9 protein-coding genes are annotated in these 11,560 nt (G+C 65.0%); 4 read left to right on the top strand and 5 right to left on the bottom strand.

What is annotated here, in order from left to right:
• The first annotated feature begins 49 nt into the window (after nucleotides 1-49).
• Nucleotides 50-1,711 (top strand): hypothetical protein, encoded by a 1,662-nt coding sequence (locus tag J8F10_RS00210; protein WP_210651453.1) that lies wholly within the window; start codon nucleotides 50-52, stop codon nucleotides 1,709-1,711.
• Nucleotides 1,712-1,880: 169 nt separating this feature from the next.
• Here J8F10_RS00210 and J8F10_RS00205 read toward each other — a convergent pair whose 3' ends face one another.
• Nucleotides 1,881-2,039, bottom strand: coding sequence for a hypothetical protein (locus tag J8F10_RS00205; RefSeq protein WP_210651452.1), 159 nt, complete (start codon nucleotides 2,037-2,039; stop codon nucleotides 1,881-1,883).
• Between the two features lie 197 nt (nucleotides 2,040-2,236).
• On the opposite strand from J8F10_RS00205, the gene J8F10_RS38175 reads away from it, so the two are divergent.
• Nucleotides 2,237-4,921 (top strand): ATP-binding protein, encoded by a 2,685-nt coding sequence (locus tag J8F10_RS38175; RefSeq protein WP_246522719.1) that lies wholly within the window; start codon nucleotides 2,237-2,239, stop codon nucleotides 4,919-4,921.
• Between the two features lie 845 nt (nucleotides 4,922-5,766).
• Here the strand turns inward: J8F10_RS38175 and J8F10_RS00190 are convergent.
• Nucleotides 5,767-6,177 carry a hypothetical protein gene (locus J8F10_RS00190; RefSeq protein ID WP_210651451.1) on the bottom strand — a complete coding sequence of 137 codons (411 nt, stop codon included), beginning with the start codon at nucleotides 6,175-6,177 and terminating at the stop codon, nucleotides 5,767-5,769.
• A 17-nt stretch (nucleotides 6,178-6,194) separates the two neighbouring features.
• Complete coding sequence (ilvD, locus tag J8F10_RS00185; protein ID WP_210651450.1) at nucleotides 6,195-7,877, bottom strand: dihydroxy-acid dehydratase; 1,683 nt, start codon at nucleotides 7,875-7,877, stop codon at nucleotides 6,195-6,197.
• Between the two features lie 263 nt (nucleotides 7,878-8,140).
• Between ilvD and J8F10_RS00180 the strand changes: the two genes are divergently transcribed.
• Nucleotides 8,141-8,329, top strand: coding sequence for a Flp family type IVb pilin (locus tag J8F10_RS00180; protein WP_210651447.1), 189 nt, complete (start codon nucleotides 8,141-8,143; stop codon nucleotides 8,327-8,329).
• Nucleotides 8,330-8,408: 79 nt separating this feature from the next.
• Here J8F10_RS00180 and J8F10_RS00175 read toward each other — a convergent pair whose 3' ends face one another.
• On the bottom strand, nucleotides 8,409-8,942 hold the full coding sequence (locus J8F10_RS00175) for a TlpA family protein disulfide reductase (RefSeq protein ID WP_210651446.1): 534 nt from the start codon (nucleotides 8,940-8,942) through the stop codon (nucleotides 8,409-8,411).
• 31 nt (nucleotides 8,943-8,973) lie between these two features.
• A complete protein-coding gene (locus tag J8F10_RS00170; protein ID WP_210651443.1) occupies nucleotides 8,974-9,513 on the bottom strand; it encodes a TlpA family protein disulfide reductase in 540 nt (179 codons plus the stop codon).
• Nucleotides 9,514-9,669: 156 nt separating this feature from the next.
• Here J8F10_RS00170 and lepA point away from each other — a divergent pair, with 156 nt between their 5' ends.
• Nucleotides 9,670-11,472 carry a translation elongation factor 4 gene (gene lepA / locus J8F10_RS00165; protein ID WP_210651442.1) on the top strand — a complete coding sequence of 601 codons (1,803 nt, stop codon included), beginning with the start codon at nucleotides 9,670-9,672 and terminating at the stop codon, nucleotides 11,470-11,472.
• Nucleotides 11,473-11,560: the final 88 nt, after the last annotated feature.

Genomic DNA, 11,560 nt, shown 5'->3' with positions numbered 1-11,560 from the left:
GCACTCGCGCGGCATCAAATTCCCATCCCACCGTCGCCACGAGTTTCCCATGGCGCAGCAGATGATTACGCTCGAGGAAGCCGCGGAACGACTCGGCATCTCCCCCGAGGAGATGAAGAAGCGGCTCAAGACCGATTCCGAGTTCAAGAAACTCAGTCAGATCCGCGACGGGTCCACCGTGCGGTTCAAAGTCACGGCCATCGACGAACTCGGGCGCCAGCTCGGGCTGGCCAGCGAGGACGGGCTCCCGATGGCGGAGCAAGAACTGGAGCCCCCGGGCTCGGACGACTTCAAGGTGGTCGAGGACAAGCACAAGGCGCCCAAGAAGAGCGCCTCCGACGAAGCGCCGTTGGACTTCGGGGCCAGTGACGACGAAGTGTTCTCGCTCGCCGACGATCCCAAACCGGCCCCGCCGAAGTCCGGCAAGATCGCGCCGAAGGCCCCCAAGAGCATGTCCGATAGCTCCCACGGCAGCTCGGACAGCGACGTGCGGCTCGACAGCGGGAAGCTCAAGAAGGTCAAGGCCCCCGAGCCCAAGAGCGACGAGGCCGCGATCCCGACCGAAGAAATCGCGCTCGATTTCGGTGGCCCCGGTAGCGCGATCATCAAGGGTGGGAGCTCGGCCAAATTGTCCGCCCCCAAGAGCGGGAACTCGTCCGGCAAACTCGACCCGAGCAAGGGCAAGGGCGGGAAGTCCGGTAAGCCGCCGGTGGAGAACGACAGCAGCGAATTCGAGCTGAGCCTCGACGCGGACAGTGACGACTTCGACCTCCAGATGAACCCGGACGGCGACGAGGTGGACCTCGGCGCCCTGCCCAAGGGTAAGGGCGGGAGCGACAAGCGCAGCAGCGCCAGCGGGATCAACCTCAGCGACCCGGCCGACAGCGGCATCTCGCTCGAGAAGAGCAAGAACAAAAAAAAGGTCGAGGAAGACAGCGACGAATCGGACGTCGATTTCGAGCTGAGTCTCGATTCGTCCGCGGTCTCGTCGAGCACCAAGCTCGGTGCGCCCAAGTCGGGCAAACTGGTGCTCGATTCGGACTCCGACAGCGAGTTCGAGCTGACCCTCGACGACTCCGGCGGCTCGCTCGAGCAAGCCGCAATGGAATCCGAAGCGCTGGCGGAAGAGGACAAGGGCGACATCTTCGAGACCGACTTCGAGATCCCCTCGATGCCGGACGAGTCCGGGTCCGAAGCGGTCGCGCTCGAATCGGACACGGACCTGGAAAAGTCCGACTTTGAACTCGAGATGGCCGACGGTGACGATAGCGGAGAGGAGTCCGGTAGCGAAGTCGTGCTACTCGAGGACGAAGAGGCAGAGAAGCCCGCACGCGGAAAGGGCAAAGCGAAGCCCCAGCCGCTTAAGGGGAAAAAGAAGCCCGTCGTGGACGACGACGGCGACGTCGATCTGGCCGACGACTCGGTAACTGACGAGGACGACGCCTCGGCGTCCAAGGCCCTGCGCGGCGCGAAGGCCGGGCGGCGCGGGAAGGCGGATGCCGAGGATGAAGAAGTGCTCGCCTCGACCAAGCCCTGGGGCATTGTCCCGGTGCTGTTCCTGGCCCCGGCGCTCCTCTTCACGCTCGTCGGTGCGCTGATGGGCTTTGAGCTGCTCCAGACAATGTGGGGGTATCAGCAGCCGCGCAAACCGGCCGCACCGATCGTTCGCGGGCTCGCCACGCAACTCGACATGGAACTCCGCGATCAGTAATTCGCGCAGGCAACTACGAACACCGGGGGCCGTGGGGATAAATTCCCACGGCCCCCGGTGTTCGTAGTCGGAATTGGACTTCTTGAGGCTCTTCACCAAGTTCCCTCATCGCGGTTCGCCCATCTCTGAGGCGAACCGCGATGAGCGGGTGGTACCGTTCTGCGCCCACTCACCGAGCCGGCGCACCAGTGCCGGTAATCGGCGTCCACGACGGCGGATCACTGCACGGGAACGATTCGTCCGATGCCTCATCGACCACGTCGAGCGATTGAACCCGTTCCGTCGCTGCGAGAGTAATTTTTTCGGCGTCGGTGTTCATGACGTTCATGGTGTGCATCCTGTTTATTGGTCAACCGCTCGGCAGACAGCCGGCGGGCTTTGCCGAAATGGGAAGCAATCACCGTGCCAGCGGCCCGACACTTCGGTAAACGGTAGAATCCTGAAAACCGGGCGTCGAGGCGGGCTACTTACGGTTGGGATCGGTCCTTTGATTGCAAGTTGTTGCGACGGCATTGGGAGAGTCGAATGCGTCAGCGATTCGATCGCAACACGGTCATCGGGCTGGTCGTACTCGCGGCCATGATGGTGGGCGTTCCCGTCACTACCTATTTCAACGCCCGGGACCTTCGCAACGACGCCATCGACGCGGCCCACAGCCACGAAGTGATCGACGCGGTCGCCGCCGTTCGGTCCGACGCCCGCAAGCTCCAGGCCGCGCAGCGGGCGTACATCATCACCGGGGGCGAGGACCGGTTGCCGCCGTACCACGAAGCGATATCGGCACTCCGCGTCAGCGGCTCCCAGCTCCGAACCTTGACCGCAGGCGACCCGGACCAAAACCAGCGCACGGAATCCGCGGTGCGGGAGATCGAATCCGGGATCGCCAGTCTGGACGCGGTCACGACCCTGCGCCGCGAAAAGGGCCTCGGCGCCATCCTCGAGTTCTCCCGCGGTCGGGAGAACCGGAGTTTCGTGGACCCGCTACTGGAGACGCTCGCGGCGATGGAGGGCTACGAGCGGGATCGGCTCGCCGCACGGAACACCGAGACCACGGAAGCGTATACTCGTACCGTCTACTACGGGATCGCGGGGGCGGTCCTCGGGCTCGTCGCGCTCGGGATGTTCGTGTGGCTGCTCGCCCGGAGCTTGCGCGCGAGCGCCGCGGCCGCCGCTCTGGTCCGCGAACAGCGGGAGTGGTTCCGTACCACTCTCGGCAGCGTCGGGGACGCGATCATTGCGACCGACACCGCCGGGAACGTGACCTTCCTCAACCCGGTCGCCGAAAAACTCACCGGCTGGCCCACCGCGGACGCGGTCGGGCGCTCGCTGCACGAAGTGTTTCGCATCGTCAACGAATCAACCCGCGCCCCTGTGGATAACCCCGCGCGGCGGGCGCTGGCCGAAGGGGTCGTCGTCGGGCTGGCGAACCACACGATCCTGATCGCGCGGGACGGGACCGAGCGCCCGATCGACGACTCGGCCGCGCCGATCCGGGACGGCGCGGGAGGGGTGACCGGGGCGGTTCTGGTGTTCCACGACATCACCGACCGGAAGCGCGCCGAGGAGTCGATGCGGTTCCTGGCGGACGCCAGTTCGCAACTGGTCGAACTCGTCGATTACGAGAGCACGCTCCGGCGGATCGCGAACCTGGCCGTCGGGCGGTTCGCCGATTGGTGCGTGGTGGACCTCGTCGACGATGCCGGGAACCGCCGGCGCCTCTCATCGAACCCCGAAGCGCTTGCCGTCGCGGGTCCGCGGCCCGTGGACCCGGCGCTCGGCCCCGACCCGAACGCGCCCGACGGCATCCCGCACGTCCTGCGCACCGGCGCGCCCGACGTGGTGCCGGACCTCGACGCGCTCGACCCGCGCGCGGCCCCACTGGGACCGGACCGGATCGCCCGGCTCCGGGGCTGGGGCATCAAGTCGTACCTGGCCATTCCCCTCGCGTCCCGCGGGCGGACCATCGGGGGCGTCACCTTCCTCAGCACCTCGGCGGCCCGGCGCTACGGCCCCGCGGAACTGGTGGTGGCCCAGGACCTGGCCGCCCGGATCGCGGTGGCGATCGAGAACACGATCCTGTACCGGACCCTCCAGGAACAGGACCGGCGGAAGGACGAGTTCCTCGCGACCCTCGCACACGAGTTGCGGAACCCGCTCGCGCCGATCCGAAACGGGCTCCAGATCCTCCGCATCGGGCGCCCGCCCGGCGACCCGGCCGAGCGCACCCTGGCCATGATGGACCGCCAGATCGGGCAGATGGTCCACCTGGTCGACGACCTGATGGACGTGTCGCGCGTGTCGCGCGGGAAGGTGATTCTGCGGAAGGAACGGGTCGGGGTCCGCGCGCTCGCCGAGGCCGCGGTGGAAACGTCCCGCCAGATGATCGAGACCGGAAAACACGAACTCGTAGTGTGCGTGCCGGCGGACCCACTATTCGTGGACGCGGACCGCACCCGACTGGTGCAGGTGCTGGCGAACCTGCTGAACAACGCCGCAAAGTACACCCCACCGGGCGGGCGCATCGAACTGTCCGCGGAGCCGCGGGGTGCGGACGCGGTCGTCCGCGTCACCGATAACGGGCTGGGCATTCCAACCGAGATGCTGCCCAAAATCTTCGAGATGTTCACGCAGGTCGGGAGTTCCCTGGATCGGTCTCAGGGCGGGCTCGGAATCGGCCTCACACTGGTTCGGCGCCTGGTCGAGTTGCACGGCGGCACGGTGTCGGCCGAGAGCCCCGGCCCGAACCGCGGGAGCACGTTCACGGTTCGCATCCCGCTCGCTGTCGAAGCGGGCACAGCGAGCACACATCCCCCGGGAACCGCTGAACCGTCCGCGGGCGCACCGAAGTTGAACATCTTGGTCGTGGACGACAACCGGGACGCGGCCGACAGCCTGGCGCTATTACTGGAAGTGAAGGGCCACGAGGTGCGGATGGCCCACGACGGCCCCGAAGCCCTGCGCGTACTCGAAACGTTCCGCCCGGACCTGATCGTGCTCGACATCGGCTTGCCCGGGATGAACGGGTACGAGGTCGCGCGCCGCGTCCGCGGAAGCACGGAACTGCGCGCCGTCACCCTGGTCGCGCTGACTGGCTGGGGGCAAGAAGAGGACCGGCGCCGCACCCGGGACGCGGGCTTCGACTACCACCTCGTTAAACCCGCGGACGTGACGGAAATCGAGAAGGTACTGAAGACGCTAACGAAAAAATAATCACCGCACCACGACACACTTAAACAAATTAGCCCATTCGCAATCAACCGAAATTATCATCGAAATACGTTCCCAATCCAAATACTATCATCTCTACTAGCATGGGTAACATTTGCTAACAATTTTGCCCCCGGGCGTTGCGAGGGCAGGCGAAGTTCGTGGCATTTCGCCAATTCCCGAGATTTCAAGCCGATTGACCTTTTTGTCCCGCACGGCACGCCGTGCTTGCGGCTAACATTCGCTAACAATCTATGCGTTTCCGCTCCTGATACCGGATCGTGCGAATTGCCGTATTTTCTGTAGCCGGCCTCTGTCAGCAGATGCAAACTTGGGCTGTAATTGGCTTCGGATTGCGCCCTCTCGCGTTGTCCTCCCCGGTCCGGTCAGCGGAGCTCTCGCGTGCCTTCGCATCGGGGCCGTCGAGAAACATGTCGATGCTGGATGGGCGTCGGTACACGAACCCGGTGGCTTCCATTGCGATTATCGCCGCGTCAAAATCCGCGCGCCGGAGAAGAATGTCCACGTCCCGCGTATTGCGCACTGCCACCTGATCGACGCGACCGACCCATTCGGCCACCGCGTTCCCGCCGATCACGGCTTAGGACACATTTGCCCCATCGAGTGCGGCCACCGCACGCCGCAACCGGTCCCGTACTTGCGCCGCGGCGAGGGCCACCCTTTCCCAACCAGAGACAGTTGAGTTTACCATCGCACGTCCTCCAACCTGCACTCTACCAGATTCGCGCCGGTCCAACACGCACACGCCAAGAGCCGCGCGAACGATCACGGGCGTCTTTGGGGGCTCGGGAACAGATCAACCACGAAATCGCTGTGACAGTAGATGCCTACAACGGCTCCCAGCCGACCGTTGTGTCTAATTGCCCCTGCCAGAAGTCCCAAACCACGCGGAGCGCGGCCGCCTCTTCGAGAAGGTAGGCGCGCGGAAGCGTCGTGGCGACGCCCCCGCAGATGATGGTCACTTCCTCGTCCAATTGGAGCGGGTTGGCGAGCGATTGGAACTGGAACCCATCGGCCCGCTCGTAGAGCGCAAAGAACAGCCCGTCGGAGCCATCAATCAGCAGGAACGAGCCGTCTTGGGCCGTAACCGTGATCCCGGCGAACGCGCGCTCGCGCCTCTGGGTCGTGTCGAACCCGTCAAGGAATCGCTCCCACGACGGGTTCGGAATCGTTGAGGAGACGAGTCGATTTTTCTCGTCGTACTCGTGCATTTCGATCGCGCGGATCATCGAGCTCATCACCTCAGTTCGTCACCTCAGCTCGTCACAGCGCCTTCGCTCGCGGACTTCACGAGCCGGGCGTACTTCGCGAGCACGCCGCGCTCGACGCGGAGGGCCGGCGCCGTCCACTTGCCCTTACGCGCCTGAAGTTCCGCGTCCGGGACGTTCAGCGTGAGGAGTTTCGCGTCGCCGTCGATGGTGATCGAGTCGCCGGGCTGCACGAGCGCGATCGGACCGCCGGTCCACGCTTCCGGGGCGACGTGGCCCACAACGAGCCCGTGCGTACCGCCGCTGAACCGGCCGTCGGTGATGAGGCCCACGCTTTCGCCCAGGCCCTGACCCATCAGCGCGCCGGTGATGCTCAGCATCTCGCGCATCCCGGGTCCGCCCACCGGCCCCTCGCCCCGAATGACGACAACGTCGCCGGCCACGATCTTCCGTGCCTTGATCGCCTCGAAGCACGCCTCCTCGCCGTCGAAGACTTTGGCGGGGCCGGTGATCGAGCGCTGCTTCAGCCCCGCGACCTTCGCCACGGCGCCTTCCGGGGCGAGGTTGCCCTTCAGGATCACGTGAATGCCGTGGCTGAAGAGCGGCTCCTCGAACGGGCGCACCACCTTTTGCGGCTTCGCGAACACGCTCGGCACGTCCGCGAGGTTCTCCGCGAGCGTGTTCCCCGTCACCGTGATGCAGTCGCCGTGCAAGTACCCCTTGTCGAGCAGCGCCTTCAAAACGGCCGGGGTGCCGCCGACGCGGTAGAGGTCGAACATCACGTACTTGCCGCCCGGCTTCAGGTCCGCGAGGTGCGGAACTTTCGCGCCGAGCCGGTCGAAGTCGTCGAGGGTCCAGGGCACCCCGGCCTCGCGCGCGATCGCCATCAGGTGCAGCACCGCGTTCGTGCTGCCGCCGAGCGCGAGAACGAAGGTGTAGGCGTTCTCCAGGCTCTTGCGCGTGATGACGTCCCGGGGCCGGATGTTCTTCTCGATGCAGCGCATCACCGCCTTGCCCGCGAGGAACGCTTCGCGCTCTTTCGCGGCGCCCACGGCCGGGTTACTCGCACCGTAAGGCAGCGCGAGCCCCATCGCCTCGATCGCGCTGGACATCGTGTTGGCGGTGTACATGCCGCCGCAGGAGCCGTGCCCGGGGCAGCTCGCGCACTCCACCTTGTGGAGCGTCTTCTCGTCGATCGTGCCGGCCTGGAACTTCCCGACGGCCTCGAAGATGGACACGATGTCCACGTCCTCGCCGGTCGGCCCGACGCCGGGCATGATGCTCCCGCCGTAGACGAACACGCTCGGGATGTTGAGCCGGGCCATCGCCATCACGCACCCGGGCATGTTCTTGTCGCACCCGCCGAACGCGACCAGCCCGTCGTGGTTCATCGCGCCCGCGACCGTCTCGAGCGCGTCGGCGATCACCTCGCGCGACACGAGCGAGTACCGCATCCCTTTGTGGCCCATACTGATGCCGTCGGAGACGGTGGGGGCGCCGAACGTCTGCGGGACGCCGCCGCCCGCGCGCACGCCCTCGCGCCCCTTCGCCGCGAGCCGGTCCAGGTGCGCGTTACAGGGCGTGATGTCACTGAACAGGGACGCGATGCCCACGACCGGCTTGTCGAAGTCCTCGTCGGTGAACCCGACCGCCCGGAGCATGGCCCGGTTCGGCGCGCGGCCGGAGCCGCCCGTGGTGGTGAGACTGGTGCGTGTCGATCCGTCGGACATGGAGAGACCCCTCATAACCGCGCGCTTCTGGCGAACGGATTTCGATTGTGCAACCCGATTCTCTCTGTTATCCGGATTGGGATCGCGCCGGCCACGAGAACGGGTGCGAGTTTTCCGGGAAGCGCGAACGGGCGGGATTGCGCGGGAAAAAACGGCCCGCACGTTTGCACCGATTCTCCGCGTGAACTAGGTAGTTGGTGTTCTCGCTCACCCGACCAAGCACGGTCGGGGCGAGTTCCCGACCCTAAATCCAGGAGTGTTTGATGCGCAGCTTGACCAAGAACGTGGTGTCGTTCCTGAAGGCCGAAGACGGCCCGACGGCCGTTGAGTACGCGGTGATGTTGGCCCTCATCGTCGTGGTGTGCATCGCCGCCATCACCACCCTCGGCTCCAACGCTAACAGCACCTTCTCCTTCGTCGGCTCCTCGATCGCACCGCCGGCCGGTAGCTGATGCGGGGTCCGTACTCCCGAAACACGAGCGGCCGGTTCCACCTCCGAGGGAACCGGCCGCTCGCGTTTTTCTGACCGCGTCACTTCGCCAGTTCGGTCTCGATGAGCTTGTCGAGTTCCTCGTCCGTCAGTTCTTTCTCTTCGCTGGTCCACACCCGCTTCCCGTCCTTACCGAAGAGCGCCTTGAACGGGATGCCCCCGTCGAGCCCGAACCGCTTCGTGACCTTGTCCTCGTCGTCCCGGAACCCGAGCAGGACGAAGTTCGGGAACGCCGCGCCCTTGTCCTTCAGGAACTTGAGGACCGAGTCCTTGTCGTACTTGTCTTCCTTCCCCTTCGGGTCCAGGCTCACGCTCACGCAGACGAGCCCCTTGTCCGCGTACTTCTTCTGCGTGGCCACGAAGTGCGGGAAGCTCTTCACGCACGGCCCGCACCACGTCGCCCAAAAATCCACCAGAACGACCTTCTTTTTCTGGTCGGCGACGGCCTTATCGAGCGCGTCGAATTTCACCTCGGCCACCGTAACGGCCTTTCCCGGCTCGTCGGCCGCGCGACCCAGGGCCGCACCGAGCCCGCCGGCCGCCACCACACCCGCGAGAATCATGATTCGGCGCACGAGTAACTCCCGTTGAAAAAGACTCGATCGGTCACTTCGCCAGTTCGGATTCAATGAGTTTGTTCAGTTCCGCTTCGGTCAGCTCCTTCTCTTCCCTGGTCCATACCCGCGTCCCGTCCTTCCCGAAGAGCACCTGGAACGGGATCGAGTGTTCGAGCCCGAAGAGCCGGCCGTACAGTTCGTCGTCGCGTTCGGTGGCGATGAAATTCGGGAACGTCGCACTCTTCTCTTCGAGGAACTTCAGCACTCGGTCCTTGTCGTAGCTCCCTTTTTTCCGCTCCCACGTTTTGTCCATACTGACGCTCAGACAAACCAGGCCGCGGTCCGCGTACTTCTTGTGAAGGTCCACGAACTCCGGGAACGTCTTCACACACGGCGGGCACCACGTCGCCCAGAAGTCCATCAGGACCACCTTTCCCTTGCGCTCCTTGAGGGCAGCGGCGAGCGCGTTGTGGTCCGCATCGGTCACCGAGACCGGGATCGCGGCGGCCGGTTGGGGCAGGTTGGGGCGGGGCTTGCACCCCGCCCCAACCGCAAGTGCCAGCAGAACCGCGGTACCGAGCGTTCGCATGGTCGGGTGCTCCGGGAGGAAGGGATAAGGAATAATAGCGCGGCCGGTGCCGGGTACGCGGACTATTCAGCGCCGGTCGGTAGTGCTAGGATATGGGGGATTGATCGGGCGGCCGGGACGAGCCCGACCGACCGCTTTCCCCGTGAGCACTGCAGAATGCCGACGCCGACCGCGATCATCCGCAATTTCTGCATCATCGCACACATCGACCACGGCAAGAGCACGCTGGCCGACCAGTTCCTACTGAAAACCGGCACCATCTCCGAGCGCGACATCAAGGCGCAGACCCTCGACAGCATGGACCTGGAGCGCTCGCGCGGCATCACCATCCGCATGCACCCGGTCACGGTTTACTACACGCTGAACGGCACGCGCTACGAGCTGAACCTGATCGACACGCCCGGCCACGTCGACTTCAACTACGAAGTGAGCCGCAGCCTCGCCGCGTGCGAGGGCGCGATCCTCCTCGTCGATGCGTTCCAGGGGGTGCAGGCCCAAACGGTGGCGAACGCCTTCCTCGCGATGGACGGCGGGCTCAAAATTCTCCCCACGCTGAACAAGATCGACCTGCCGCACGCGCGCCCGGACTTCGTCATCGGCGAGATGGAACAGGCGCTGATGGTCGACCCGGAGGACGTGCTCCGCGTCAGCGGGAAGGCCGGGATCGGAATCGAGGACATGCTCGCGGCGATCGTGGAGCGCGTCCCCCCGCCACCCGGCGACCCGACCGCGCCCGTGAAGGCGCTCATTTACAACAGCCACTTCGACACCTACAAGGGCGTCGTCGTCTACATCCGCATGATGGACGGGCTGCTCAAGCCGGGCCAGCGCGTCAAGCTGATGCGCACGGGGCGCGAGTACGTCATTACCGAGATGGGCCAGTTCCGGCCCGAAATGCAGAAGTGCGACGAGCTCTCCGCGGGGCAGGTCGGGTTCTTCACGGCCAACATTAAGAACATCGAGAACGTGAACATCGGCGACACGGTGACCGACGCCGCGAACCCGACGGCCGAACCGCTCGCGGGGTACAAAGAGCCGAAGCCGATGGTGTACTCCGGGCTGTTCCCGGTCAACAACAACGAGTTTGAAGACCTGCGAGAAGCGCTCGGCAAGCTGAAGTTGAATGACAGCTCGTTCACGTTCCAGCCGGAAGTGTCCGACGGGCTGGGGTTCGGGTTCCGCTGCGGGTTCCTCGGGATGCTCCACCGCGAGATCATCCAGCAGCGTCTGGAGCAGGACAGCAACTTGAACCTCGTCCAGACCGCGCCGAACGTATCGTTCGAGATCAAGAAGCGCGACGGCGAGATCGTCACGGTCCACGGGCCGCAGGAGGTCCCCGACGCGGGTCTGATCGACGAGTTCCGCGAGCCCATCGTCCGCATCAGCTTCCTGATCCCGGCGGGGAACATCGGCACCCTGATGGGCATGTGTACGGAGCGCCGCGGAACGTTCGTCCGCACCGAATACCTGAGCCAGCAGCGCGTCATCCTCGTGTACGAAATGCCGCTCGCGGAAGTCATTTACGACCTGTACGACAAGTTGAAGTCCGTCACCCACGGGTACGGCACGATGGACTACGAGATCCTGGGCTTCAAGTCCGCGGACCTCGTGAAGATGGACATCCTCGTTCACGGGCAGAAGGTGGACGCGCTCTCGGTCATCGTCCACCGGACGAGCGCCGAGCGCCGCGGGCGGCTCATTCTCAAGAAGCTGCGCGAGGAGATCGACCGGCACCTCTTTGAAGTCTCGCTCCAGGCCGCGATCGGCGCGCGGGTGGTCGCACGCGAGAATATTGCCGCGATGCGCAAGAACGTGACCGCGAAGTGCTACGGCGGCGACATCACGCGGAAGCGCAAGCTCTGGGCGAAGCAGGCCGAGGGCAAGAAGCGCATGAAGCAGATCGGGCAAGTGGAAGTACCGCAGGAAGCGTTCCTGGCGGTGCTCGAATCGGAAGAGTGATCCCCGAAGTTGCTGGGGCCGATCGTTATGACCAGAGCCTTGTTTCGCTTTGCCCTCTCCCCTTGCGGGAGAGGGTCGCCGCGCTTCG

The organism is Gemmata palustris, from assembly GCF_017939745.1.
GTDB lineage: Bacteria > Planctomycetota > Planctomycetia > Gemmatales > Gemmataceae > Gemmata > Gemmata palustris.
This window is presented reverse-complemented; position numbering and strand designations above follow the sequence as displayed.